Annotated in this window: 23 protein-coding genes; 10 read left to right on the forward strand and 13 right to left on the reverse strand. The window is 59.2% G+C overall.

Annotated elements, in window-relative coordinates; translation table 11 throughout:
* Positions 1 to 255 precede the first annotated feature (255 nt).
* Positions 256 to 825 carry a hypothetical protein gene (locus ACYSMN_RS16325; RefSeq protein ID WP_488924977.1) on the forward strand — a complete coding sequence of 190 codons (570 nt, stop codon included), beginning with the start codon at positions 256 to 258 and terminating at the stop codon, positions 823 to 825.
* Between the two features lie 46 nt (positions 826 to 871).
* Here the strand turns inward: ACYSMN_RS16325 and ygiD are convergent, their stop codons facing one another.
* Positions 872 to 1705 (reverse strand): 4,5-DOPA-extradiol-dioxygenase, encoded by an 834-nt coding sequence (ygiD, locus tag ACYSMN_RS16330; RefSeq protein WP_488924978.1) that lies wholly within the window; start codon positions 1703 to 1705, stop codon positions 872 to 874.
* Positions 1706 to 1968: 263 nt separating this feature from the next.
* On the opposite strand from ygiD, the gene ACYSMN_RS16335 reads away from it, so the two are divergent.
* Together ACYSMN_RS16335 and ACYSMN_RS16340 are read left to right on the forward strand one after the other, a co-directional pair.
* Complete coding sequence (locus tag ACYSMN_RS16335) at positions 1969 to 2361, forward strand: BlaI/MecI/CopY family transcriptional regulator (RefSeq protein WP_488924979.1); 393 nt, start codon at positions 1969 to 1971, stop codon at positions 2359 to 2361.
* A complete protein-coding gene (locus tag ACYSMN_RS16340) occupies positions 2351 to 3826 on the forward strand; it encodes a M56 family metallopeptidase (RefSeq protein WP_488924980.1) in 1476 nt (491 codons plus the stop codon). Before ACYSMN_RS16335 ends, ACYSMN_RS16340 begins: the two co-directional genes overlap by 11 nt.
* Positions 3827 to 3904: 78 nt before the next feature.
* Here the strand turns inward: ACYSMN_RS16340 and ACYSMN_RS16345 are convergent, their stop codons facing one another.
* The 6 genes from ACYSMN_RS16345 to dnaB form a co-directional block, all read right to left on the reverse strand.
* The gene (locus ACYSMN_RS16345; RefSeq protein ID WP_488924981.1) at positions 3905 to 4210 is read right to left on the reverse strand and encodes a putative quinol monooxygenase; all 306 of its coding nucleotides are present in this window, start codon (positions 4208 to 4210) and stop codon (positions 3905 to 3907) included.
* A 250-nt stretch (positions 4211 to 4460) separates the two neighbouring features.
* Entirely contained in the window at positions 4461 to 4760 is a 300-nt protein-coding gene (locus tag ACYSMN_RS16350; RefSeq protein ID WP_488924982.1) for a putative quinol monooxygenase, read from the reverse strand.
* A 144-nt stretch (positions 4761 to 4904) separates the two neighbouring features.
* On the reverse strand, positions 4905 to 7520 hold the full coding sequence (locus ACYSMN_RS16355) for a TonB-dependent receptor (protein WP_488924983.1): 2616 nt from the start codon (positions 7518 to 7520) through the stop codon (positions 4905 to 4907).
* A 304-nt stretch (positions 7521 to 7824) separates the two neighbouring features.
* On the reverse strand, positions 7825 to 8181 hold the full coding sequence (locus ACYSMN_RS16360; protein WP_488924984.1) for a winged helix-turn-helix domain-containing protein: 357 nt from the start codon (positions 8179 to 8181) through the stop codon (positions 7825 to 7827).
* A gap of 34 nt (positions 8182 to 8215) precedes the next feature.
* A complete protein-coding gene (locus ACYSMN_RS16365; protein ID WP_488924985.1) occupies positions 8216 to 8608 on the reverse strand; it encodes an NTF2 fold immunity protein in 393 nt (130 codons plus the stop codon).
* A gap of 304 nt (positions 8609 to 8912) precedes the next feature.
* Positions 8913 to 11471: a replicative DNA helicase gene (dnaB, locus tag ACYSMN_RS16370; protein WP_488925013.1), complete on the reverse strand. Its 2559-nt coding sequence runs from the start codon at positions 11469 to 11471 to the stop codon at positions 8913 to 8915.
* Positions 11472 to 12239: 768 nt separating this feature from the next.
* Here dnaB and ACYSMN_RS16375 point away from each other — a divergent pair.
* Together ACYSMN_RS16375 and ACYSMN_RS16380 are read left to right on the forward strand one after the other, a co-directional pair.
* Positions 12240 to 13625 carry a UDP-N-acetylmuramate--L-alanine ligase gene (locus ACYSMN_RS16375; RefSeq protein WP_488924986.1) on the forward strand — a complete coding sequence of 462 codons (1386 nt, stop codon included), beginning with the start codon at positions 12240 to 12242 and terminating at the stop codon, positions 13623 to 13625.
* Positions 13622 to 14332, forward strand: a complete 711-nt coding sequence (locus tag ACYSMN_RS16380) for an alpha/beta fold hydrolase (RefSeq protein ID WP_488924987.1) — start codon at positions 13622 to 13624, stop codon at positions 14330 to 14332. Before ACYSMN_RS16375 ends, ACYSMN_RS16380 begins: the two co-directional genes overlap by 4 nt.
* A 91-nt stretch (positions 14333 to 14423) precedes the next feature.
* On the opposite strand, the gene ACYSMN_RS16385 is transcribed toward ACYSMN_RS16380, so the two are convergent.
* From ACYSMN_RS16385 to ACYSMN_RS16395, 3 genes are read right to left on the reverse strand one after another with little or no spacing between them, the layout of a single operon-like run.
* Positions 14424 to 14561 (reverse strand): hypothetical protein, encoded by a 138-nt coding sequence (locus ACYSMN_RS16385; RefSeq protein ID WP_488924988.1) that lies wholly within the window; start codon positions 14559 to 14561, stop codon positions 14424 to 14426.
* 2 nt (positions 14562 to 14563) lie between these two features.
* Positions 14564 to 15136, reverse strand: a complete 573-nt coding sequence (locus ACYSMN_RS16390) for a hypothetical protein (RefSeq protein ID WP_488924989.1) — start codon at positions 15134 to 15136, stop codon at positions 14564 to 14566.
* A gap of 50 nt (positions 15137 to 15186) precedes the next feature.
* Positions 15187 to 15981, reverse strand: a complete 795-nt coding sequence (locus ACYSMN_RS16395; RefSeq protein WP_488924990.1) for a M48 family metallopeptidase — start codon at positions 15979 to 15981, stop codon at positions 15187 to 15189.
* 294 nt (positions 15982 to 16275) lie between these two features.
* Between ACYSMN_RS16395 and ACYSMN_RS16400 the strand changes: the two genes are divergently transcribed.
* Together ACYSMN_RS16400 and ACYSMN_RS16405 are read left to right on the forward strand one after the other, a co-directional pair.
* Positions 16276 to 16890 carry a fumarylacetoacetate hydrolase family protein gene (locus tag ACYSMN_RS16400; RefSeq protein WP_488924991.1) on the forward strand — a complete coding sequence of 205 codons (615 nt, stop codon included), beginning with the start codon at positions 16276 to 16278 and terminating at the stop codon, positions 16888 to 16890.
* Positions 16891 to 17283: 393 nt separating this feature from the next.
* Entirely contained in the window at positions 17284 to 19305 is a 2022-nt protein-coding gene (locus ACYSMN_RS16405) for a M23 family metallopeptidase (protein WP_488924992.1), read from the forward strand.
* Between the two features lie 289 nt (positions 19306 to 19594).
* Here the strand turns inward: ACYSMN_RS16405 and ACYSMN_RS16410 are convergent, their stop codons facing one another.
* The 3 genes from ACYSMN_RS16410 to ACYSMN_RS16420 form a co-directional block, all read right to left on the reverse strand.
* Positions 19595 to 20287 (reverse strand): ClpP family protease, encoded by a 693-nt coding sequence (locus ACYSMN_RS16410; RefSeq protein WP_488924993.1) that lies wholly within the window; start codon positions 20285 to 20287, stop codon positions 19595 to 19597.
* Between the two features lie 89 nt (positions 20288 to 20376).
* Positions 20377 to 20676, reverse strand: coding sequence for a hypothetical protein (locus tag ACYSMN_RS16415; protein WP_488924994.1), 300 nt, complete (start codon positions 20674 to 20676; stop codon positions 20377 to 20379).
* A 4-nt stretch (positions 20677 to 20680) separates the two neighbouring features.
* The gene (locus tag ACYSMN_RS16420; RefSeq protein WP_488924995.1) at positions 20681 to 21262 is read right to left on the reverse strand and encodes an RNA polymerase sigma factor; all 582 of its coding nucleotides are present in this window, start codon (positions 21260 to 21262) and stop codon (positions 20681 to 20683) included.
* A gap of 227 nt (positions 21263 to 21489) precedes the next feature.
* Between ACYSMN_RS16420 and ACYSMN_RS16425 the strand changes: the two genes are divergently transcribed.
* From ACYSMN_RS16425 to ACYSMN_RS16435, 3 genes are all read left to right on the forward strand, one after another.
* On the forward strand, positions 21490 to 22068 hold the full coding sequence (locus ACYSMN_RS16425; protein ID WP_488924996.1) for a lipocalin family protein: 579 nt from the start codon (positions 21490 to 21492) through the stop codon (positions 22066 to 22068).
* Positions 22069 to 22517: 449 nt separating this feature from the next.
* Positions 22518 to 25601, forward strand: coding sequence for a DUF8696 domain-containing protein (locus ACYSMN_RS16430; RefSeq protein ID WP_488924997.1), 3084 nt, complete (start codon positions 22518 to 22520; stop codon positions 25599 to 25601).
* Between the two features lie 33 nt (positions 25602 to 25634).
* The gene (locus tag ACYSMN_RS16435; RefSeq protein WP_488924998.1) at positions 25635 to 26612 is read left to right on the forward strand and encodes a PorP/SprF family type IX secretion system membrane protein; all 978 of its coding nucleotides are present in this window, start codon (positions 25635 to 25637) and stop codon (positions 26610 to 26612) included.
* Positions 26613 to 26667 lie beyond the last annotated feature (55 nt).

Below are 26667 nucleotides of genomic sequence, written 5' to 3' on the forward strand. Positions count from 1 at the left end.
AGGTAGGCAACGGGGGCGGATGGGGGCCTCACCCCCCAGCCCCCTCTCCTTCAGAGAGGGGGAGCCAGACGACCGTACGTACGGATGCACGGATGGCTAGTGGCAGCGTCGGCGTGAACAAGTGAGGCAGGGAGCCGGACGGTAATAGGTGTGCGTGGACTGGAGAGTTGCTTTATGAATGGGTTTTGATTGGGTTTTAATCAGGAGGGCGTTTACTTCGGGGCAGCCTTTTACCGTATCATTCTTCGCTCCCTCATGCCGCTGCACTACACCAACCGCCGCCAGGAAACCTACTACGTGCGGGCTGCCCGTACCAGCAAAGGAGGTGTCCGCTATTACATCGTCAAGGATTTCACCCGCTACCCGGCTGAGGAAATTCTGGAAGCCATGCCCGAGGGCTTTGAGTGGTATGAGTACCCGGAAGATGGCAAAACCACGCTTCGCAAAATCGTGCCCACCACCGTGCCGCCCGACATGGTGGAACTGGTGGAGGAGCTGGTATACCAGTATTCGCCGCTCCAGATTCTGCACCTCGACGTGGAGCCCGACGCCGTAACGGTGTACGAATACCCGCACAACCCTGCCGATCTAGGCATGAGCGCCAAGGAAATCCGCCGCTTTGCTTATATGCTGCCAGTGTTGCGGTTCGCGCAGCTGCCGGAGCAGCAGTTTCAGGTGCAGCGCGTGTGCCAATATCCTGGCCTGGAAGGCTGGATTCCGCTGGAAACCGGGACCAATCTGGCCGCCCTAGCCACTAAGTTCGCCCCGCACATCGGCCAGGATAGCCTGCTGGAGTTCTGGATTGAGGGAGAGGAAGACTTCTAGAGCTGTGAGCCGCAAGCTGTGGGGCATACGGACAAATAACAGCGGCCTACCCCACCACAAACGTGCGCATGCTCATGCCACCGAAGCTCACTTCCTCAAAGGCATGGCGAATATCGTCGTTGGGTTCGGCCAGGGCCAGGCTGTAGAGCATGGGAATGTAATGGTCGGGGGTGGGCACAGCCAGCGGGCCACTAGCCCCGGCTTGCTGGTAGTGGGCCAGAGCGGCGAGGTCGCGCTGGTTTATTTTGGCTTTGGCCCAGGCATCAAACTCCACCGCCCAGTCGTGCGGACGGGCATCGTTCTGCATGAAGCTGGGCATGCTCTGGCGCAGGTTGTGCACGATGTTGCCGCTGCCTAGAATCAACACGCCCCGGCGGCGCAGAAACTGTAGCTGCCGGGCCAGCTCGGCGTGGAAGGTGATGGGCTTGTAGTAGTCGATGCTGAGTTGGAACACGGGAACATCGGCGGCCGGAAACAGGTGGTGCAGCACCGTCCAGGTGCCGTGGTCGAGGCCCCACTCGTCGGTGGGGTGAGCATCGGGCAAAGCGGCGAGTACCTCCTGGGCCACGTCGGGCGCGCCGGGCGCGGGGTACTGCATGTCGAACAGTTCCTGCGGGAAGCCGCCAAAGTCGTGAATGGTTTCGGGCCGCTCGTTCACGGCTACGAAAGTGCCGCGCGTGAGCCAGTGCGCCGACACCACCAGAATGGCCCGCGGCACCTGCCGGTTCCGAATCTCCTGGCCCAGCTGGTGCAGCGTCTGGGTGAAAGGGTTGTCGGCCAGCGCGTTCATGGGGGAGCCGTGGCCCACGAAAAGCACGGGCATCTTGGCCGTTTGCTGAAAGCCGCTGGCGACGGTATGGAGGTCTTGCAGGGAGTTCATAAGGAAAAGGCCATGAGGCCAGTGATTTGGGAAAGTGTTGGCGGAGCCTGAAGGCTAGAACCTGCACACAACAGGAAACTCGGTCGGAAGTAGCAGGAATTTGTCGGTAAAGAATACTCGGGCGACACACTCACGCTCAGGCGGACTTATTGACGCCTGAAGGCTAAACAGGCAATAGCCTGTTTATCAGATAAAACTGATGCATAAGTTTATTAACGTATAAATAAGTTGTAAAACTTATTTATACGTTGCACCTTTACCACATGGAAGAACTAACCAAAACGGAGGAGCGCATCATGCAAGTCCTCTGGCAGTTGAAGAAGGCCTTCGTAAAGGACATCATCGAACAGCTGCCGGACGAACCTAAACCGCCCTATAACACCATCTCCTCGGTGGTGCGCATTCTGGAGCGCAAGGGCTACGCCGGTTTCAAAGCCTATGGCAAGACGTACGAGTACTTCCCGCTGATTAGCCGCGCCGAGTACCGCGCCGCCAGCTTCAAGCGCCTGCTCACGCAGTATTTCGACAACTCGCCTTCGGCTTTAGTGTCGTTTATGGTGGAAGAAGAAACGCTCGATCAGCAGGAGGTACAGCAGCTGCTCACCATGCTACAGGCATCTGACAAGCCTTCTAAACCCACCGGCGATGCCAACTAGCCTGCTGCTGTATCTGGCGGAAGCTTCGTTCTGCCTGGCTGCTTTTGCCCTCACTTACCGGGTGCTGCTGGCTCGCCTCACCTATTTCAGCTGGAACCGCTGGTACCTGCTAAGCGTCGTAGTCGCCAGCCTGACGCTCCCACTGCTTTCCTTCCCATTTCTCTCCTCTCTTCTGGCTCCTGATCCAGCGGCGACAAGCGGCCTGTTGCTGCCGCCGCTGACTTGGGGCCGCTCGGTGGCCGCGGCAAACACTCCCGCGCCAAACGCGCCGGTAGGTATTTGGCCTTGGCTGGCAGCCTGCACTCTTGCTCTTTACGCGCTAGGCCTGTTGTATCGGCTACAGCGTTTCGCCCGGAACCTGTGGTGGCTCCGGCAGCTGGTGCGGCAACATTCGCGCACCACCCACGGCTCCTGCCAACTGGTGCATCTCACGGATGAGCGGCTGCCGGCTTTTTCTTTTGGGCGCTTCGTGTTTCTCTCGCCACGGCACACAAGTCTCAGCCCCGAAGAGCAACTGCAGCTTCTGCAGCATGAGTTGGTACACGTGCGGCAAGGCCACACGCTCGATGTTCTGCTGTTGGAAGCGGCGGCGGCGGTGCTGTGGTTCAACCCGGCCATTTTCTACCTGCGCAAACAGCTGAAAGAGGTGCACGAATATCTGGCCGATGCCGCCGTAGCCCGCACTTCAGGCAGCATCACAAGCTACGGGCAGCTGCTCATTAAGCTAGCTGCTCAGCAGCTTCCTCTTTCTCTGGTTCATACTTTTTCCACCAAGCAAATCTTTCTGCGCATCACGATGCTCACAACGCCCTCCTCCCGCCCCGCGCAGAAGCTGCGCTTTCTCCTGGTGTTGCCGGTTTTGGCCGGCGCTTGGCTGGCTACTGCCTGCGTAGGCTCGCCAGCTTCCGAAGCCACGGCGGCTTCCACCGCCGCTACGGCCACCTCCTCGGCGGCTACAGCGGCTCGTATTGGCCGTATCACGTGGGAAGGCAATACCGTGCTGCCCACCGACCGCCTTAATCAGGCACTCGGACTCAAACCCGGTGATGCTTATGATTCGCTAGCGGTGGCAAAGCGCTTGAATTATTCAACGGATAACCGCGACGTAACCTCGCTCTACATGAACCAGGGCTACTTGTTCTTCTCCGTCGTGCCCACTGCTAGCCGCCAGCCCGATGGCAGCATAAACCTGCTATTCAAGATTGCGGAAGGCCGCAAAGCGCAGCTCGGTACCATCACGTTCGTGGGCAACGGCAAAACGCCCACCAAGTCGCTGCTGGCAGCCATTCCTCTCCGCTCCGGCGACGTATTCAGCCGCGCCAAGCTCATGGAAGCGCAAAAGAATCTGGCACTCCTAGGTCCTTTCGACCCCGAAAAAATTGGTATCACTCCGCAACCCGTGATGCGCCAGGACGCCCCAACGGACCTAGTGAATATTGAGTTCAAGCTAGAGGAGAAAAAGTAGGATACCCAATTATATATAAACAAGAAGGCCCGGAACAACTGCTCCGGGCCTTCTTGTTTTGAGGAGATACCAAAACGCCTACGCGCCTTTCGAGGCCAGGATGTCCAGCATTTCGATGGTGGGCTCCGAGGCCAATAACTCAGCGGCGTTTGCGAACAGAGCTTCGGCTACGCGGCCACCCAAATGAGCTTTGCGGCCGGCTTCGTCGGGGAAGGTGTCGAAAATGCCGAACGTGGAGGGCCCTATCTGGATTCCGTACCAGGTGGTAGTTTCGGGTTCCTGCTCTACCAGGGCCAAGCCGCCACGCAGAAAATCGGCTACGGCTTGTTCCTTGCCGGGTTTGGCTTCGAGCCGCACTAGTAATCCTACTTTTTGTCCTGTCATGGCTGTATGGGTTGTTGGTTGAAGTAATGATACAAAACTGCGGCAAGCTGGGGCTACATCCCTGAAATGAATGATAGTTTATTCGGTATTTTTCAGAGATGAGCGTTTGGGAGGAAGCTCATCTGACGCTGCTCACTGTAGGCCGGGGCAGAGAACACGTAACCTATCGCCATACCTCCTAATGAAAAGGCCCGAAATAGCTGTTCCGGGCCTTTCGCGTGACTTGTAAGAGTGCAGAAGAAGTTACTCCCTACGCGCCTTTCGAGGCCAGTACGTCCAGCAGTTCGACGGTAGGTTCGGCCGTCAGCAAAGTGGAGGCGTGGGCAAATAGAGCCATAGCTACGTTGCCACCCAAATGCGCTTTGCGCCCGGCCTCATCGGGGAAGGTGTCGAAAATGCCGAACGTGGACGGGCCCATCTGCACGCAGTACCACGTGAGGGTGGCGGGCTCCTGCTCTACCCAGGGCAAGCCGCGAAGCAAAAAATCGGCCACCGCTTCTTCCTTACCGGGCTGAGCTTCCAGCCGCACCAATAGTCCTACTTTTCCCATGATGCTTATTTTAAAGATTGATAACGGGCAGCTTGTACGGGCTACTACCAGACAAGCTGCCCCTGGTTTTACAACGCAATATTAGGATATCCCATGAGCACTTCGTTAGCGAAGCATAGATCTATTGCTGCGCATTGCCTGCTTCTACAGCCCATACGTCACGGCCAGATAGTACAGCCCGCCCACGCTTGGGCCGCCGAGGTAGCTCACGTAGTACTCGTTGAGCACGTTGCTGGCGCCGAGCTTGAGCCGCAGCTTGGGCACGGGCACCGTGTAGCTGAGCTGAGCATCGAGCGTGTGATAGGCAGGCGCGTTGCCCACGACGAGGAAGGTCTGGGAAAAGTAGCTGTCTTGCCAGCGGTAATTGAGGCCGAAACCTAAGTTCTTGTAGACGTTCTCGTTGCCCAAACTCAAATTGTAGGCCCAGCGGGGCGTGTTGAAGCCATCCTCCAGTCCATCGCCGGATTCCGTGCGGTCGAGGCGGGCGTAGGTGACGCTGGCGCCGGCCAGGTAGCCGCTGGCCACATCGTAGCGCAGCCCCAGGGAGCCGCCGTAGTTGTATACCTTGCTTTGGGCGTTGGTCCAGAGGCGGAAGCGGTTCTGGGTGGCGCGGGTGTTTAGGTAAATAGCAGCGGAGTCCGGGTTGTTGGTTTTGGGCACGTAGGCTTCCACCTGCGCAATAAAGTCGCGGTAGGAGTTGTAGTAGAAATCTACGTCCACCAACAGGCGGCCCTCCGGCAGCAGCGCCGCTTTGTAGCCGGCTTCGAAGGAGCGGATGTACTCGGGTTTGAGGTAGGTATACGGGTTGCGTACCAGCCGGCCCTTGTTCTGCTCGATGGCCAAACGACGCTTCTCCGCCGCGCTGGCCGAGGTGGTGTTGGCGTTGATAGCGGCCGTAACGGCGTTGTTGAACGCGTCGATGCTGCTGCGCAGGTAGCTGTTCTCAAACACCCCATCCGACATCACCCGCAGCCCACCAATACGCTTCACCTGGCCGCTGTTCACGTTGGAAAAGCCCTCGAACAGGCTCGGAAAACGGTAGCCGCTCTGGTAGCTCACCCGGAAATTATGGCGCTGCGTGAGGGAGTATACCGCCGTGAGGCGCGGGTTGTAGCGCGTGCTGAAGTAGTCGTTTTTGTCGGCGCGCACCGTGGCCGTGAGGCGCAATCTCTCGCTCAGCAGCCGCGCACCCGCCTGCACGAAGCCGCCGATTTTGCCGTACGTGAGCGTGCTGTACGGGTCTTCGCCCTTCTCCGGGTTGATGAAGTAATTGCCGTCGGGCTCGATGAAGTAGGTGCGGTGGTCGGCTCCCACCAGCAGGTCGGCCCAGGCTGGGAAGGCGGAGCGGCGGCGGCGCAGGGCTTCGCCCACGTTCACCTGGCCCTCCCCGTGCAGCATTCGGGCCCGTACGCGCAGCGCAGCGCCCTGGTCCCAGTTGTTGATGTCGGCCAGTTGCGCCAGCTTCTGCTCGAACTCCGGCGTGCCGGGCTGGAGGCGGCCCGCATCGGCGGCGGCCCGGGCGGTGGCGTGGGCCTGCGCTACGGTTTGCCCCTGCCCTACCGCGCCGTTCCAGGCGGCGGTGTAGTCTTGGCTCCAGCGCGCATCGGTTTTGAAGCTGCGGTCCAGATTTTCGCCGGCCGAGCGGAGGTTGTAGCTCTTGCCTGTATTCTCCTGCGTGAGGTACACCCGCGCCTGCACCACCGGGCCGCTGAGCTGCAAGGCGTGCTGTTGTAGGCGGTAGTCGTCGAGGCGGAACCGGTTGCTGCGCTGGTACACGTTGTCGAGCCGAGTGCCGCGGTAGGTATAGGCTAGTTCGGCGCGGCTCGTCAGCTTGTAGTGCAGGGCGGCATCGTAGCGCAGGGTGCGCAGGTTGTAGTCGGTGATGTCCTTTTCATTGTAGCCGGTGCGGGCCACGGAGTAGCTTTTGCCACCAAGCGTGAGCGGGCTGCGGTTCGAGGACTCGTTGCCGTAGCTGTTCACCGGGTCGCGCGCCGGGTTTTCAGCCCCGAACAAGTCAGTGGTGGCGTTGCCGTTGGGGTTGATATCCGTCTGGTCGTTGGCAATCCAGTCGTAACCGCGCAGATAGGTGCCGTTGACTTTGAAAGCCAGCTTATCGGTGAGGGCCTTGGCGTAGCGCACACTGGTTTCGGAGAATAGCCGGGCGCCGGTGTTAGGGTCATTGACGTGATTGACGCCGGTTTTCTGCTGTACGCTCAGTCCCTCACTCACAAACGGGTTGCGCGTCGTGAAATTCGCCAGCCCATTGATGGCGTTCAATCCATAGAGTGCGGCGGCCGTGCCCGGCACTATCTCCACGGCTTGAATATCCAGGTCGCTAGGCCCGAGCACGTTGCCAATCGGGGCGCCAATGTGCGGCGCCTGATTGTCGATGCCGTCCACGAGCTGCACAAAGCGCACGTTGGTAGTATTGGTGAAGCCGCGCGCGTTTATCACCTTGAAGCTCAGGCTCGGCGTAATCACCTGCACGCCTTTCACGTGCTCAATGGCGTCGAAAAACGAGGGCGCCGGCGTAAGGCGCAGTTGCCGCGCGCTCAGCTTCTCCACCGTCACCGGCGACTGCAAAAAGCTCTCTTCCACCTTGGACGCCGACACCACCACTTCGCCAAGAGTCACGCTTTTGCGTGTGGTGTCTGCCGCTGCCGCGCGTCCCGCTTTTGGCTGCTGACCCCACGCAGGCCCGGCCATCGCCACTCCCGCCATCACGAAACCTACCAGCGTGCTACGTACTATGTGTTTCATCAAGTCAGTCTGTAAGCCTCGTTATATTTTCACAAACATAACGTAGAAGGTGATGAATGGCTTCTCGGCGGGAAAAGATTATTCTTCTAGCACTACCTTCTAATCTCCCTCAATAGTTTTTCACCATGCGTGTAGCTTGGGCTCGCGCATACTGGTTTTCGAGCAGCGCAACGATACCCTTGTGGCACGGACTTCAGTCCGTAGTCCCATACATGGCACAATACAGCAGATAGCGCCTGAGCGGTAGTCTATAACGTAATCTGGGAGAATTGTAGGGCTACGGACTGAAGTCCGTGCCACGTCTCTATAGCAGTCGCGCCGCTTCTGCCTGCAGAAACTCCTGAAACCGCTCCTGCAACGCCCGAAACTCCTGCACCAATTGCTGTCCTTCGGCTGTTACTTCGGCCCCGCCGCCACTCTTGCCGCCAGCCTGGGTGAGTACCAGCGGGCGGGCCGCCTGCGCATTGAGCGAACTCACCAGATCCCAGGCCCGCTTGTACGACATACCCATCTGCTGCGCGGCCTTCGAAATGGAGCCCTGCTCCTGAATATGCGTGAGCAGCTCTAGCCGCCCGATGCCCATGAACCGTTCATCATCCGTTTCCACCCACAGGCGGCCGTTGAGGCGGAAGGTCAGGTCGTGTCGGAGCAGAGTTTTCACGGCGGCAAGTTGCGGAAAAACCGGCAACAGGCCCTTATTTCCCGTGCGTCAACTGCAACACTCGGTTATTTCGAGCATCCACAATGATGAGAAAGGTGCCTCCTTTGGATGCTTCGGGCAGCAACCCGGCTATCACCCAGTACGTGTCTATGAGGTAGCTTTCGTACGGCCGTTGGTCTTCGATTTTCTGGCGGCCATACCGGCTGAACAGTATCGGCTCCACAACCTGAATAACAGTCTTACTGTCTTTTATGAGCAGTTGCCCGGGGGAAACCACGCTCTGCTGCACAGAATCTGCCAGTGCCGTTTGGAGCGCCAGCTTAGCACCTTCTAACCCAAGGGCCGACCTGCCTCTTCTACTTTGCGCGCGGGCTGGATTGTGCAAAAGCGCGGCAAAGAGCAGGAAAAGCAACAACCATTTTTTCATCTACTCTAGGTAGCAAAAAAGCGCCGGATATTTCCATCCGGCGCTTTCAAAACTTAATCTCCCTAGCCAGTACCAACATCCCACTACTTCAGGACTTACGCACGGCGGCGCTTGTTTAGCCCCGGCGGGGCGGTATCGGTAGCAAAAACAGCTGCGCTATTGAACCAAGTCCCGTAGGGGCGACACCAATCGTTGAACGGTTGGTGTCGCCCCTACGGGGCTTTCGTGGTTTTTACCAGCTGGTTTCTACCGATATACCGCCCCGCTGGGGCTTCCCACAGGCCGCCGTGCGTAAGGCCACTACTTAAAACGGCGGGGGGCCGTCGTCAAAATTACTGCGGGGGAAAGGCTGGGCGGGCGGCGGACCGTCGTTGTTGAGGCGGGAGCCTAGCCGGATGGTGTTCGGCGTGAAGCCGGTTTGCTCGTCGAAGCTGCTGGGCGGGAAGGCGCCGGGGTTGAAGCCGGCGTCGCCGAAACCACCCGCGCCATCGAGGTCGGCGAACTTGGTGAAGCGGCCGATGAACTTGAGCTGCACAGTTTCCAGGGAGCCATTTCGGTGCTTGGCAATAATGACTTCGCCGGTGCCCTGCGTCGGGTTGCCCATTTCGTCTTCCGTAATCTTGTAGTACTCCGGGCGGTAGAGGAAGATTACCATGTCGGCGTCCTGCTCAATGGAGCCCGATTCGCGCAGATCACTCAGCTGCGGCTTTTTGTCGCCGCCGCGGGTTTCCACGGAGCGCGAAAGCTGCGAGAGGGCCAGCACGGGCACGTTCAGCTCCTTAGCAATGCCTTTAAGGGCCCGCGAAATCGAGGCAATTTCCTGTTCGCGGTTGCCCATGCCCTTGCCGCCATCCGTGTTGCCCGACATCAGCTGTAGATAGTCGATGATGATCATCGAAATATCGTGGTGCGCTTTGAGGCGGCGGCACTTGGTGCGCAGCTCCCGGATGCTCAGGCCCGGCGTATCGTCAATGTAAATCGGGGCCGAGGACAGGGCCGAAATCTTGTGGTTGAGCTGGGCCCACTCGTAGTCGGCCAGGTTGCCCTTCTTGATTTTCTCGGAATCCAGCTCCGCCTCCGCCGAAATCAGACGATTCACGAGCTGCAACGAGGACATTTCCAGCGAGAAAATAGCCACCGGCTTCTTGAACTCCACCGCCGCATTGCGCATCGCCGACACCACGAAAGCCGTGTTGTGCGTCACGGTCATGTCTTGGAGCAGAAACAGCCGGTTGCCGTCAATCTCAAAGCCGTAATAGTCGTCTTCCTGGTCGAACTCCACCGTGATGCCCGTCATGCGCCAGTCCACGCTGCTGGCCCAGGGCTTGGCCTGTTTGCGGGCTACACGTACCGGTACCCGGTTCACATCGCCATAAATACGGACGCGGTAGACCTCGCTCTCGTAGCCCCGCGTCGTAATCACGGCCCGCTTCTTTTTGAGCGAAGTGCGGAAACCCAAAGAGTCGCACAGGAACTTGATTTGCCGGGCCAGCCGATGATTCTTCTGCGTGATTTCGTAGCCGTTGCTCACCACGTCTAGGTGGCCATCCGAGTCAATCAGGCCCGCCAGCAGACGCAGGCGGTTTTCGGTGCTGTTGATGAGGTAAGCCTGCGGAATGTGTTTGTCGCCGAGTACGCCCAGCTGGCGCAGCTCATCCTGCAACGAGAATTGCATCAGGCTACCACCTTGCCGGCCGCGCGTGATGCCGTAAGAGTTGCAGCGGTTTTCGGCCACGCCTACCGTTACTTGCAATTGCAGCTCATCGGCGTACTCGTTGAGGTAGCTGATGATTTCTGAGTCTTGCGCCGTTATACGGCAGTTTTCGGTGTTACCATCGCCTAGCCACAGCCCCAGAAAATACGGATCTACTGGCAGCTCTTGATTGGCAAACTCCACAGCCACTTTATAGCCTTTGTAATTCGAGCGAAACTTCGGCCCTTTGGCCAGATAGTCTTTCACGGTGATATTGAGCACGTCGCCGTGGCGGTGCGGGCCTTCGGTGCGGCTGCGCTTGAGCGAGAGAATGTGGCTCTCGTTCACGCGGTAGTCCTCGGCCTTGTTCTGGCGCACCCAATACATTTTTTCGCGGCCGCGGGCGATGCTCAGCACCCGGCGCGGGGTAGAGTCGTCGCCCATCAGCAACTCGCCAGCCTGCACGTCTTCCACGTTGCGCAGCGTGCCATCGAACATGAGCACCTTGGTACCTTTGCCCAGGCACTTACCCATGCCGGGCCTAGCTGCAATGATTACTAAGTCAGACGGTTGCCAGCCGCTGGTTACGCGGTCTAGGGCTGAGAAACCGGATGGTACGCCGGTGAGACCATCCTTCTGATCCTTCTTCTCTTCCAGCTCTTTGATGGCTTTGCCCATCAGGCTGCGCATGTCGTCGAAGTTCTTGCGGATGTTTGATTCCGACACTTCAAACAGCGCTTGCTCGGTGCTGTCGAGCAGGTTGAATACGTCGGTGGTGTCCTCGAAAGCGTCGCGCTGAATAACGCTGGCAATGTTGATCAGCTCCCGCTTGATGGCGTTTTCGGTGATGATGCGGGAGTGATACTCGATGTTGGCCGCCGAGTTGACTTTGAACGTGAGGTTGGCCACGTAGTGCGCCCCGCCCGCCGCTTCCAGCTCGCCCATCTCCCGCAGCTCGTGCGTCACGGTCAGAATATCAATCGGCTCTGACTTGTCGAACAGGTTCAGGATGGCTTTGAAGATGCGCTGGTGACCGTCTTTGTAGAAGCTTTGGGGCTTCAGAATATCGATTACGGTGGTTAGGGCGTCCTTTTCGAGCATGAGCGCGCCTAGCACGGCGGCTTCTAGTTCGAGGGCCTGCGGCGGCAGCTTGCCCGCCGGGCCACCCATCGGCAACGATGGCGTGGGCCGGCCCGTGAGAGCAGCTTTGGCGCGCGAGGCCGATAGTTTCAGGCGGTCATCCATCCGGTCGTTCATCACTCAGGGGTATTCGTACAAGATAAGCAGCTTAGGTGGTTTTCGGGTAGCTGAAGCATCCGTTCCACTTAAATTTTCCACCCAAAGGGGTACAAATCTAACGGCTGAGCCCAAGAAGTGGCCACTAGCAGAAAAGGTTTCTTTTGTGTATGCTGTTGAGGTGACAGGTTTTGGGTGACAGGTGGCAAAGGTACTGTCATCCTGAGCGGAGCGAAGGACCTTCCTCTGGTTACCCAGCCTAATCATCTTTGAAAAGCTCACCCATGCGCACCGCAGTTAAAGGCTATTTTTTTCCTGGCTACAGCATGTCGGGTCGGCGGGGGAAAGAGCCTGTGGAAGCCGCACACGTAGGCGACGCTTGTAAAGACGAGTAGGCTCTGTGCTATTACCCGCGGAGTTGCGAAGCATCACGTCCCGGCGGGGCGGCATATCGGTAGAAATACCGGTTCTACCGCCTGGTCAAGCTCCGTTAGAGCCACATGTGCCTGGCTGAATATCACGCCGATAGAGCCTTACCTGCGTGGACCCGACTTGCATTACCGACATGGCGCCCGTCCCACTGGGCTCACGCATCAACTTCTCAGATAGTTAAGAGGAAGGTCCTTCGCTCCGCTCAGGATGACAGTACCTTTGCCACCTGTCACCTCATTACCTTTGCCGCCCGCTTACCTTACTTATTGAATGGCCGCTACTCCTTCCGCGCTTCAACGCCTGCACCTGATTGCCATTGGGGGCAGTATTATGCACAACCTGGCCCTGGCCCTGCACCAGAGCGGCGCGCACGTCACGGGTTCCGACGACGAGATTTTTGAGCCCGCCAAAGGCCGCTTGGCCGCGGCCGGGCTGCTGCCTGCCGCCGAGGGCTGGTTTCCGGAGAAAGTTACGGCCGACCTCGACGCCGTGATTGTGGGCATGCACGCCCGCGCCGACAACCCCGAGTTGCTGCGCGCTCAGGAGCTGGGGCTGCGGGTGTACTCGTTTCCGGAGTTCATTTACGAAGCGTCCAAAAACAAGCAGCGCGTGATAATTGGCGGCTCGCACGGCAAAACCAGCATTACCTCGCTCATTCTGCACGTGCTGCGCTACCATAAGCGCCAGTTCGACTACGCGGTGGGCGCCCAGCTCGAAGGCTTTGATTTGATGGTGCAGCTCACCGACGACGCGCCCATCATCATCATCGAAGGCGACGAGTACCTGTCGTCGCCCATCGACCGGCGGCCGAAGTTTCACCTCTACCACCACCACATCGGCGTGATTTCCGGCATCAGCTGGGACCATATCAACGTGTTTCCGACTGAGGAAATGTACCGGGAGCAGTTCAAGATCTTCGCTGACATGACGCCCAAGGCCGGCACGCTCATTTACGACCGTGACGACGAGCAGGTGCAGCTCGTGACCGTGCCCAGCAACCCCGACGTGCATTACATCGGCTACGGTCCGCACGACCACGTGATTCGGGACGGCAAGACGTATCTGCTGAACAAGAAGGACGAAGAAGTGCCCGTGCAGGTATTTGGCGAGCATAACCTGCGCAACATCTCGGCGGCCAAGGAAGTGTGCAAGCAGCTCGGCATCAAGGGCAAGGACTTCTACGAGGCGCTAGGCTCGTTCAAGGGCGCCGCTCGCCGATTAGAGTTGGTGCGCGAAGGCCACGACTCGGTGGTATACAAGGATTTTGCCCACGCCCCAAGCAAGCTCAAAGCCACCGCTACGGCCTTCAAAAAGCAGTATCCGAAGCGCCGCCTGGTAGCCTGCCTGGAGCTGCATACGTTCAGCTCGCTCAACCCAGCTTTCCTGCCCCAGTACGCTCACACCTTCGACGCGCCCGACGAGGCCATCGTGTATTTCAACCCCCACGTACTCCAACACAAACGCCTACCCGACTTACCGCCTGAGGCCGTGCAAACCGCCTTCCAGCGCCCCAACCTGCGCGTGTTCACTGACAGCCGAGAGCTGGAAACTTTTCTGCGGGACCAAAACTGGCAGAACGCCAACCTGTTGATGATGTCGTCGGGCACGTTTGATGGCCTCGATTTAACGCAGCTCGCCACGGAAATTACGCAATGAAGCCGCCCCTCATCCTGTTGCACGGAGCCCTAGGCTCGGCGGCCCAACACAAGCCGCTGGCCCGCGAGATGTCGGCTTTCTACGATGTGCACCCGGTGGAATTCAGTGGCCACGGCGGCCGGCCGCTGGTGGCGGGCGAGTTTACGATGGCCGGTTTCGTGCGGGAGCTGCTGCACTATCTACAGGATAAAAAGCTACCGGCCGTCCACGTATTTGGCTACAGCATGGGCGGCTACGCGGCGTTGGCGGCGGCTGTAGCAGCCCCGGAGCATTTTCGCAGTATCACTACGCTGGGCACCAAGTTAGACTGGTCGCCGGCTACGGCGGCGCTGGAAACGCGCTTTCTGGACGCGGAGAGGATGCGCGAAAAAGTACCACAGTACGTGGCGCAACTAGAGCGGCTGCACGCGCCTACGCCCCTGCCAGAGCTGCTAACAGCAACCGCCGCCCTCATGCGCGGCCTCGGCGACGTGCCTTTGCTCACGCGAGAAAACCTGTCGGTACTGGAAGTACCCGTGCAGGTGTTGGTAGGCGAACTCGACAAAACGGCCGGGGTAGACGCCTCCCGTCACTTCGCCGACTACATGCCGCGGGCCATGTTCGAAATCATCATGAACACCCCGCACCCGCTGGAGAAAGTAAACCCCGACTTGCTGGCGGCGCGCATCATCCGCTTCATCAGTTCCGCCGAGGAAGGCATGGTGTAATTATAGCGTGGGCTTCAGCCCGCAGTCCTGGCGTATGAGCAAGCAGTTTACCCATGTACCAGGGGCTGCGGGCTGAAGCCCACGCCACATTTTACTCAGCCTGCTCGTCTTCTTCTGGCTCCGGTTTGAGTGGCTTGGGAGGTTCAGGCCGTGGCCGACGCCGGTCGGTGGTGACGAGCAGGGCCAAAGCCGTGAGCGAGAGACGCAGAATCCATTTACGGCTGAGCATGGCTAGCGAGTGGGAAAGAGCGTGTTGGTTTCTTCTACTCGCAGGTCGCAGCGGCTGCCGCCGGTGTTTTCTTCGCAGCTGGTGCCCACAATATCGTTACGCTCGAAGTTGAAAAAGCAGAACGCGCAGCCCACGCCGGAGATAATGTACCGGTCGGCGTTGGAGCTGAGGTACAGTTCGTTTTCCGTCGATTTGGTGAGCGGCAAGGCCATGCCCCGGAACATGCCGTTGCGCAGCCCCAACCCTACCAGATAGTACATGGCGGGTTCTTTGGGCTTGCCTTGCACTTTGCGCACCATGGTTTTGTCGATGCTGGTACCGTCGCCGAATTGTTGGATAAAGGCTTGGGCCAGTTGATCACGAGGCACCAGGTATTTCACCAGCCCCTGCTCCCCGATCGAAGCAATGTGCTTGTTGGTTGGCTCGCGGCGGCGACGGCTGGCCTCATCGGTTTCTCCTTCGGGAGATTTTTGCTCTGGGAAGCCTTTCTTGGTGGTCTCACAGGCTGGTAAGGTAGTAGTAAGTAGTCCGACTGCTAGGAACAGACGCCAAAAAGATCGAGGGTAAGGAATCATGGGGACAAGATAAGCGGTGAGAACGGTTTATAAATAAGTTTATAATTAATTTAACGGGGTTTATAATACTTGCGAGCTTCCGGCAACTCGCGCTCAATATCGGCGACGCGCGTGCCGCTGGAAGGGTGAGTGGAAAGGAACTCCGGCGGCGCGGCTTGTCCTTCGCGCGCGTCCATGCGCTGCCAGAACGCCACGGCCTCATCGGGGTTGTAGCCGGCCATGGCCATGAAAATGAGGCCCAGGTGGTCGGCTTCCGATTCCTGGCTGCGGCCATACTTGAGCAGGCCCAGCGACGAACCCGCGCCCACAACTTGCAAAAACACGTTCTGCGTGGCCGATGGATTTTGGCCGACAGCCGCCGACAACACGCCGCCCAAGCCCTGCGTGGCCATCTGCTGGCTCATGCGCTCCGAGCTGTGACGGGCCACGGCGTGCGCAATTTCGTGGCCCATTACCACGGCGAGGCCAGTTTCATTCTTCGCGATGGGTATGATGCCGCTGTACACAGCCACTTTACCGCCGGGCATGCACCAGGCGTTTTCCTGCTTGTCGTCGATGAGGTTGAATTCCCACTGGTAGCCGGAGAGCTGGGCTTGCGCGTTTTGCTGGCGGAAGTAGGTTTCCACGGCCTGCTGAATACGCTGGCCCACGCGCTTCACCATAGCCACCTGGGCGCCGCTGTTGATGACTTTGCTGGATGCTAGCACCTTCTGGTATTCGGTGGCGGCCATGGTATTCATTTCCGCGTCGGAAACGAGGCTGAGCTGGCGGCGGCCGGTGATGGGAACCGTGGAGCAGGCCGCCGCTAGGAACAGGCAGCTGACCAAGGCAATTTTTCTGAGCATGGGGCGAAAGGTGTGGCTGAGAGGAAGAACGGAGCGAGAGCAGCAGAAGCGCGGCACCTTTGACTATACGATGCGCGACCCGCAAAATGTTTGCTCAACGCCTGGCCCGGCGCCCACGGGCCATGTTTTTCAACCTCGACAGGTTTTGGGGTGGGATTTACGCCTAATTTTGGGCCCCGAGGTTTTGCCGGGGCCGGGTCTGGCTTGCCGTTCTGCTTCACGTAAAACAGTCGAACGTCATCCATTTTCGAGCCCACTAGCGTAAGGCCTCCTCTTTCAAAGCCCCGAACTCCCATGAAAATACTGTGCATCGGCCGCAATTATGCCGAACATATTGCCGAGCTGCAGAACGAGACGCCCGACGCGCCCGTCATTTTTGCCAAGCCCGATACGGCCCTGCTCCAACGCAATCAGCCGTTTTTCCTGCCCGATTTTTCGCAGGACATTCACCACGAAATAGAGTTGGTGCTGCGCATCTGCAAGAATGGCAAGAACATCGAGGAGAAATTTGCGCACACCTACTTCGACGGTATTGGCCTGGGCATCGACTTCACGGCCCGCGACTTGCAAAGCAAGCTCAAGAGCAAAGGCTTGCCCTGGGAGCTGGCCAAGGGCTTCGACGGCTCGGCCCCGCTCTCGCAGGAGTTCAAACCGCTGGCCGAGTTCACGGATTTGAAGAACATCAACTTCCGGCTCGAAGTGAACGGCGAAGTGCGCCAACAGGGCAATTCGGGGCTTATGCTGCACCCGTTCGGGGCCATCATCAGCTACATTTCCCAGTTCATCACTCTCAAAATGGGGGACTTAATCTTCACCGGCACACCCAGCGGCGTCGGCCCCGTCCGCCTCGGCGACCAGCTGACCGGCTACATCGAAGACCAGAAAATGCTGGAGCTGGCCATTAAATAACTGGGGTGGTTTATGTTGTTGGTTCTTGGTTTGTAGATGCAGGTTGTCCTCAAGACGCCCAAACCATCAGCTAACAGCCACCACCTGCGTGCTACCTATCCGGCAGCTTGTTGCTGACACTTGCTGGTTGATGGGAAGTGGCGCGGCAGTCCGTTCCGCGACGAGCGAAGCATAGGCAATACCGCGCCACTTGCCTTAGCGCGGAGGGACTCGCGTGCCGCTCGTGCTCGGAACGGACTGCCGCGCTACTTTTCGCGGCCGCCTCTGATTCTTCGTAACAACCTCAGCAGGTGGAATAAGCAGTTGCTACCAGCTTGGCAAGCCCGGCCCTACCCAACCCGAAGCGGCGCGTTTACGTCTCCTCTTCTGCTTTCCCTATTGACTTTTCCCTGAATGCCCCATTCTTCCCTTTATGGTTTCCCGCGCCAGCTGTTGGGCGTGGCGCTGCCATTGCTTCTGACGCTAGGTGTTCCTACTGCCTGCGGCGGCCAGGAACCCGATACGGCCGAGAAAAAGTCGGTTGCCAAAAACTCCACTAGCGCGGCGGCCGACATCGAGCCCGAAGTACCAGCCGGCTACTTCCTATTTCCCATCAAACCCGGCAAGCAAAACTACCTGGCCGGTAGCATGGGCGAGCTGCGGCCCAACCACTTCCACGGCGGCCTCGACATCAAAACCGATGGCCGGGTAGATTTGCCAGTGTACGCCTCCGCCGACGGCTACATCTCGCGGCTCAAGCGCAGCAGCTACGGCTACGGCAACGTGCTCTACATCACGCACCCCAACGGCCTGACAACGGTATATGGTCACCTCAATCACTTCCGCGGACCCGTGGCGGCCGAGCTGCTGCGGCAGCAGTATGCCAAGCGCACCTACGAGGTGGAGCTGTTTTTCCGGCCCGACCAGTTCCCCGTGAAGCGCGGCGAGATAGTGGCACTGTCGGGCAATACGGGCGGGTCGGCGGGGCCGCACCTGCACTGGGAAGTGCGCACCGCCGACGACCACCAACTCAACCCGCTGCAATGGGGCGGCTTCGCGGAAGTGCAGGACCACGTGGCGCCCGTGTTGCAGGCGTTTGCAGTGGAGGCGCTGGGCATTGAGGCCCGTGTGCAAAGCCGCTTCGGCAAGGCTGTGTTTGTGCCCAAAATCCCGCCCCTGCCCGGTGGCGGGGGCTACGTGTGGGCCGATACCATTTCCGCTTTCGGGCAGGTGGGGCTCCTTCTTCAGGCCTTCGACCGGTTTGATGGCATGTGGAACCGCAACGGCGTGCAGCGCGTGGAAGTGCGCGTGAACGGCCAGCCGCTCTACCAGCACGTCATCGATGATATCCCGTTCCCAGAAGGCTCGCGCCAGATCAATCGGCACGTCGATTACGAGTGGCGCTTCATGCAGGGCCGGCAGTTTGAGAAGCTGTTCGTGGATGATGGCAATGACCTGAATATGTACACCACCGGCGCGAGCAAAGGCCGCTTGCGCGTGGAAGCGGGCAAGCTCTACAGCGTGGAAATCATGATGGCCGACTCCTACGGCAACCGCACGCCGCTGCGCTTCGTGTTGCGCGGCGAGCAGCCAGCCTACTTCAAAACCCGCTCGGCACTCATAAAACGCTCTTCTCTGCGCTACGACATCAGCCGCAACTTGCTCGTAGCCGTGGCCCAGGACCCCGACACGGCCGCCGTGGGCGGGCCGCTCATGCTCTACAAAGGCAACCGTCGCCTCACGCTCAAGCCTAGCTACACGGTGTCCAGCGAAAACACCTACCTCTACGACCTGCGCGCCGGCCTGCCCGATTCGCTCAGCTTCGGCAACGTTATGAGGCGCTTCGACCGGCAGGCTATGATTCCGTCGGGGCAGGATTTTGCTTTCACCACCAGCGCCTTACAGCTCGGCTTCTCGCCCAAGACGTTGTTCGACAGCCTCTACGTGCAAACCAGCTACAAGGCTGGCCTCTGGACAGTGCACATGCCCCGCACACCGCTCTACGAAACCATGCGCCTCACCCTCAAGCCCGAAACCCCGGTAACCGACCTCCGCCGCACGGCCATCTACGGCGTCACGGCCAAGGGCGGCAAGGCGTACGTGGGCGGCAAGTGGGACGCCAATGGCACGGCTATTTCGGCCCTTATCAAGTCGTTTGGCCAGTTCCGCATTCTCTCCGACACCATACCGCCCTCGGCCCGGCTGCTTAGCAAAGGCTCGAACGGCGTGGTCTTCAAAGTTGGCGACAACCTCTCTGGCCTGGCTAGCTACACATTTGAAGTGAATGGCCAGTTCCGGATGCTGCGCTTCGAGCACAAAAACGCCACCCTCTTCACGGAGCGCGCCGACACGCTCGGCCCCCGCCTACGCGGCCCAGCCACCCTGCGCCTTACCGACCAGGCCGGCAACGAGAAAGTGCTGAACGTGGTGTTGTGAATGAAGAATGAAGAATGAAGAATGAAGAATGCGCTACGCGACCTCCGACTGACCAGGTTGCGTAGCCATTCTTCATTCTATCACCCGCCGGTCTGCTCGCTTTTTCGGCGAGCTGACCGGTCGCCGTCAGCTACCGTTGTTTCGTCTGGTTGGTTAGCGCAATTGTTCATTGTTCATTGTTCATTATTCATTGACTTAGCGGCGCGCCCTTCGACCGGTCAGCCCGCCGAAAAAGCGGGCTGACCGGCGCGGTCGATTAATTCCTCCTTCTTCATTCCTAACTGCTCATTTATTTCTTCTCTAGCACTTCGTCGATGAGGCCGTATTCTTTGGCTTCGTCGGCGCGCATCCAGTAGTCACGGTCGGAGTCGTCGTGGATTTGCTGGTAGGTTTTGCCGGTGCGTTCGGCATATATGGTGTAGAGTTCCTGGCGCAGCTTCACTACTTCGCGGGCCGTGATTTCGATGTCGGCCGAAGGGCCTTGCACGCCACCCGAGGGCTGATGAATCATGACGCGGGCGTGGGGCAGGGCCGAGCGTTTGCCCACCGCGCCGCCCGTCAGCAGAAAAGCACCCATCGAGGCTGCCAACCCAGTGCAGATAGTAGCCACGTCGGGACCCACGTACTGCATGGTGTCGTAGATACCGAACCCGGCGTACACGGAGCCGCCGGGCGAGTTGACGTAGAGCAGAATGTCTTTCTTGGCGTCTACTGACTCCAAAAACAGCATTTGCGCCGTCAGAATGTTGGCAATATTATCGTCGACGGCCGTGCCCAGGAACATAATACGGTCCATAATAAGACGCGAAAACACGTCGATTTCCGCGAAGCGCGCGGGCCGCTCTTCAATTACGGAGCGCGTCATGTTGGTTACAAAGGGCCGGGCGAGGCCCTCGGCGAGGCGCACGTATTGGTCGACTTGTAGACCGTTGAGGCCCTGACCGTGCACGGCAAAGCGGCGAAATTCCTGCGTGTTGAGCATGATAGTAAATGGAAAAAATGGGCATGCGCGGGCCTGTCCGCTGAAAAGCGGGAAACTCCCTGCCCGATGAAAAGATGAATGGATTACGCCTACCGGCGCCCCGCCCCTCGGCGCAGCAGCACGCGTAGGGTGGCCGTAGCTTGCCGCAGCCACCGCCCCGGCCGGGATTCTACCCCGCCGTAGAGCCGCGCATGAATGGCCTCCAGTTCCCGCCGTAACTGCCGCTGCCCAGCCACGTACAGGCCCTGATACACCAGCTGTTGCGCCTCGGTATCGGAATTTAGCTCAGCATCGAGCAGTTCTTGCACGGCCCACGCTGGTTGCTCTTGCGGTGAAGTGCCTAGCAGGTGGCGCTCTATGCGTTGCAGACGTTCGAGTTCGGGCCGCATGAGCTTAGGCGTGCAGAGCTTCTTGCAATACGTTGCGCACCGAGTTGCGCAGCCGCTCCAGGCACTTGAATTTCTGCACCGTAGCCGAGCGCACCGAGCGGTAGGCGTGGGTGGCCGCAATCTGCTCCAGCGGTTGCTGGAAGTAGTAAAACGAGAGCAAAATGTTCTTACACCTCTCTCCTAGCCGCTCCACGTAGTCGAGCACCGGCACATCGGCAGCTGATGGTTCGGGCTCTTCGTTGGGTAGCTCCAGATGGTTTTCGTCCAGGCTGGCGTGGGGGCGGCGCTGCCGACGGTCCTGCTCCTGCCGCCACAAGTTGCGGGCAACGCCGAGCAGGTAGGTTGTGGGGGCGGCGGTTAGGTGCAGTTGGCCGCTCACCGTCTTCTCGTAGAGAATCACCAGTGCGTCCTGAAACACGTCTTTAGCCTCCTGCGCCGTGCCGCCGTGCTGCTGCACGTAGTGGCGCACCATCGGAAAGGCTTTCCGGTAAAGCTGCGTGAGAGCTGCGTCCCGGTCGGCTCGTAAGGCTTGCCGGAGCTGGGCGGCCTCGGTGGGAGAATCCTGAAGTAGGTTGGCTGTTTCCATTAAAGCAGAAGTTTCACTGAATAATCCGCGTAAGCAACAACTATCACCCTCAACGGCTGAAAAAGATTATTGAACCCGAAATAGTGTGCAACGAAAACCTAACAGATCTGAAGCCCTAAGCCCTGTTAGGTATGGCGCCGCGCGGCTTGCTGACGCCTTCGATCTTGCCCGTATATCTTCCCTTCGGCCGAGCCGTACAGCTAGCTTCACCTTCTCGTGTTCTGCTCATGGCTAAACGCCCGAAACTCCGCCGCCCGGTTCTCTTCACTGCTTTGGCTGCTACCGTGGCTACGGGGGTAGCCGCCTATGCTTACGCCCGCCGCAAGCTGCACCCGCCGCTTCCCACCGTGCCCCACGTCGATTTGCACAAGTACATGGGCCTGTGGTACGAAGTGGCCCGGCTGCCGACCCGCTTCGAGAAAGGCTGCCAGCACGTTACGGCCGAGTACAAATTGCGTCCCGATGGCCGGGTAAGTGTGCTCAACACTTGCCACCAGCAAGGCCTCAACGGCCCAGTCGAAACCGCCAAAGGCATTGCCCGCGTGGCCGACGCTGCCACCAACGCCAAGCTGCGAGTCAGCTTTTTCTGGCCCTTCGAAGGCGACTACTGGATTCTGGCCCTCGACCACGCCGACTACCGCTACGCCCTGGTGGGCACGCCCGACCGTAAAAACCTGTGGCTGCTGAGCCGCAAGCCCCACCTGGAGCGCACCCTCCGCGACCAGCTCATTGTTAAAGCGCAAAACCTCGGCTTCTCGGTTGAGCGGTTAATTTTCACGCCGCAGCCCATTGATGGCAAGCCGTAGCCAACATAATTTTTTATAGTCAGCAACTCAGCGGCAACTCTCTTCAATATAGTCGAAGAAGGTTGCCGCTGAGTTTTAGGCGGCATTTTCTATTGGCATAATACTGTTTATAACCTATTAACTGTATTAATTCTATTGCCCGTGTTGTTATGGATACTCAGCAAACATTGTAGCTTTACCGGAGCTGGTAGTTTCGAATTGCACTTTTTTTGAAAATTCCAGTAGTTGAGGGCTTTTCTGTTCTGTGCTTTTCTTCATTCCGGCCTATGGATGCAACTCTCTACATTGTACAAAAACGCCCTAAATTCCTGTTCATCCTTGGTGGTAACAGGAGGCTTTCCGGAGTCATAAGAACATGGGCGTCGGGGCTTATTCGCTGGGCTGCGAGCTTGTTGCTCCTTCTTCTAATAAGTAGCGCCACAACGGCCTGGGCACAAACCAACCGCTTTGTGGCTCGCGACGACGCCAACCAGGTACCCCGCAGCACAGCTAAGTCGGGCAACGTGATTCCCAACGACGACAACCCCGACAACCTCGCCAACTCGGCCTTTGCTGTTACGCTGGTTACCAGTCCGACGCGCGGTACTGTAGCCCTGAACAGCGACGGCAGCTACATTTACACCCCCAATGCCGGCTATACCGGCCCCGATAGTTTCACGTACCAAATCTGCCAGCCGGGCGCCACCCCTACCTGCTCTGGCGCTGCTACGGTGGCCCTGAACGTGTACGACCCAGCGGTGGCATGCACGCTGGGTACAGGCCGCAACCTGCTGCAAAATCCTAGCTTCACGCTCGGCAACACGGGCTTCTCCACCAGCTACACCTTTGTGCCTGTACCCACCGGCAGCATTGGGGGAGGCCGCTATGCCATCGACACCAACGCGACACCGTACTACCCGCTGTTTTCGGGAACGGGCCGAACCGGCCCCAACGACAAATTCATGATCGTGGATGGCGCCCCGGCGCTGGTGGCCGTGTACTCGCAAACCGTGACGGTGCAACCCAACCGCTACTATTCATTTTCGGTGTACGCCGCCAATATTCACCCGCTAAGCCAGACGCACACGGCGGCACAGCTGGCGTTGGTGGTAGACGGCAAATCTACCTCCGCCGTAACGACGCTGCCTGCTCCAACCGGGCAGTACGTGCAGATTGCGGACCTCTATTTCTCGGGTCCCGGACCGGCCGGTGGTTTTCCGGTTACCATCGAAGTTCGGGACGTTAACAAGGACCCGCAGGGCAACGATTTTGGTCTCGATGACCTGTATTTTGGCTCGTGCAGTGCCTTTCTGCTAGCAGACACCAAGACCACCACCCCGGTGCCCAACGCAGTGGTGCCCGCGCCCATTCTACCACTGAGCGCCACTATCAGCACTGGCGGCAGCGTGGGCGTTACGGTGGCTTCGTTCACCATTCAGAGCTTGCCCGTCGGCGGGACGCTTATGTACAATGGCGTGCCCGTAACCGTAGGCCAGGTGATTCCGGTGGGCATTCCGGGCGGCCTAAGCAGCGGCGGCAGTCTCACCTACACGCCGGTAGGTGGCTGCACCAGCGCCAGCCCCACGTTCACCTACACCGCCACCGACAGCGACGGCAATGGCTCGGGCAACATTGCCACGTACACTATTCCCGTGGTGCCCCTTGCCCAACCGCCTATCCGGGTGCGCGGCTCCACCGTCTTTTGCCCCGGCGAGCAAGTGCGGCTCAGCACCGACCCGCGGCCAGGCTACCTCTTCACTTGGTTTAATGGCACGACGATAGTGAACGGAGCCGGCTCCGTGCTCAACGACAGCGTGTTCATTGCCACCGCGAGCGGCAATTACACGGTTAGAGCGCAACTGGCCGCCTGCTCGGCTACTTCCAACGGCCTGGCTCTCACCTTGCGCCCTCCGGTAGTGCCGGGCACCATTGGAACCAACCAAGTGGTGTGCGCGGGCACTACGCCGGCTCCGCTTACCAGTCTGAGTGAGGCCAGCGGTGGCGTGGCTCCCTATGCCTACCGATGGGAAACTTCCACTGACAACCTTACCTGGACTCTCATCCCCAATGCCACCGGAGCAGGGTATGTGCCGGGCCCCGTCACTATCACCACCTACTACCGGCGGCGGGCTAATTCGGCTAATAGTAACTGCCCGCCTTCTTTTTCCACTGCCGTCACGGTGACGGTTAGCCCAACAGTGACGCCGGGCGCTATTGGAGCCGACCAATTGATTTGTCCTGGTACGGCACCCGCGCCGCTCACTAGCTTGGCGGGAGCCAGCGGCGGAGTAGGCTCCTATGTATATCAGTGGGAAAGCTCCACGGACAATAGTACCTGGAACCCCATTGCTAACGCTACGGGAGCGACCTACGCACCGGGCCCACTTACTACTACCACGCGTTACCGGCGGCGCGTTGTTTCGACCAACAGTGGTTGCGCGCCAGTTTTTTCCGGCGTCGTGACGGTCACTGTCAGCCCGGCGCTACTTCCGGGTTCCATTGGAACTGGCCAGCTGATTTGTATCGGCAACACGCCGGCCCCACTTACCAGCGTGGCGGTAGCCAGCGGCAGCCAGGGTCCCTACACCTATCAGTGGGAGAGCTCCACCAATAACAACACCTGGGCGCCCATTAATAATGCCACCGGAACCGAGTATGCCCCCGGTCCGCTCACTACCACTACTTATTACCGGCGGCGGGCTACTTCGGCCAACAGCAACTGCCCGCCCGCTGCCTCCGCTGTCGTAGCCATAACAGTTAGCCCAGCAGTGACGCCAGGTGCTATTGGCTCCGGCCAGCTCGTCTGTGCCGGCGCGGCCCCAGCTCCACTCACCAGCACGGCCGGCGCTGGCGGCGGCCAGGGTGCCTACACGTACCAGTGGGAAAGCTCTTCTAACAATACAAGCTGGACTCCCATTGCCAACGCCACCGGAACGACTTACGCGCCGGGTCCGCTCACAACGACAACTTACTACCGGCGGCTGGCCAGTTCCCCCAACAGTGGCTGCGCGCCCGTAGCCTCGAACTCTGTGATGCTGGAACTCAGCCCCGTAGTCAGTGTGGAAGCTGGGCCAGATAAAGAGATTATAGAGGGCGGCCAAGTGGAACTGGAAGGCCGGGCCAACGGCAACTTCGCCGTCGTCTGGACTCCCACGCAGGGCCTGAGCTTTGCCAACGGCAACCCGTTGCGGCCGATAGCCTCTCCCAACGTGACGACGGTGTACACGCTATCGGCTGGACCGGCCGGCTGCGGCGACGAAAGTCAGGTCAAGGTGACGGTACTGCCTCCCGTGCGCATTCCCAATGCCTTCAGTCCCAACGGCGATGGCGACGACGACACCTGGGAAATAGACCGTATTGGGGACTTCGCCGGCAACACCGTTACCGTGTTCAACCGCTGGGGCAACGAAGTCTTCAAGACGAAAAACTACAACCGCAGCAACGAGTGGAGCGGCAAAATCAATGGCCAGCCCGCTCCCGTCGGCACCTACTACTACCTGGTTACCCTCGGTAATGGCAAATCTTACAGCGGACCGCTCACGGTTCTGTATTGATCACGAGCGAGTGAATCGCGCCAGTAGAACTTCATGAAAAAGACTCTCCAACGATTGCTGCTGGTCGCTGGGCTGGCCTTAGGAGCCGCCCGGCCGGGGCAGGCGCAGCAGCAGGCGCAGTACAGCCAGTACATGAACAACAACTACATCCTCAATCCGGGGGTGGCTGGCAGCGAAGACTACATCGACATCAAATTTAGCTACCGCACCCAGTGGACCGGCCTGGAAGGGAAACCCAACACCTACTACGCCAGCCTCCATACCTCCCTGGACCGGTGGCGCAGCCAGCCTAAGCGCACGATGGGCGACTGGCGCCGCAGTTTTCACGCCGTGGGCGGCCTGGCCTACAACGACGTAACGGGCCCCACCAGCCGGGCCGGACTCTACGCCTCCTACGCCTACAATATGGCCCTAACGCCCACCATGCGCGCGGCCCTGGGCCTCTCCGTCGGGATGCAGCAGTTTGCCGTGGACGGACAGAAGCTGCAATTCCACAACCCCAATACCCGTCCCGGCAGCCAGGCCTCGCGCGTACCCGACGCCACCATTGGGCTGTGGGTGTACAGTCCCGTCTTTTACGTGGGCGTTTCGACCGCGCAGCTGCTGGGCAACGAGCTCAAGTTCTCCTATTCGCAAGTCGACCAGAGCGAGTACGTCAACAGCTTGAAGCGGCATTATTTTATCACCGGGGGCGTGCGGCTGCCGCTCAATACCGACTTTGTGCTGGTGCCTTCCGTGCTAGTGAAGTCGGTAGCGCCCGCACCTCTTTCTGTTGACGTTAACGCGAAGCTGAAATACCAGAATCTGTTCTGGGCCGGCGCTTCGCTACGCGCTTTCGATTCGGTGGTGGCCTTGTTTGGGCTTAACCTCACTGACTATTCCAGCCTGAGCTACTCCTATGATGCCGGCACGTCCCGGCTGAACGGCTACCACTGGGGCAGCCACGAAGTGCTGTTGGGTCTGCAGCTGAAGCGCAAGGCCAAGGTTGTCTGCACTGATCGGTTCTGGTAGCCCTTGTCCTTGCGCCGGCTTTATCACTGAATAGTTTTCTTGGGCAATAACATCT

Source organism: Hymenobacter sp. M1-2, assembly GCF_057808495.1.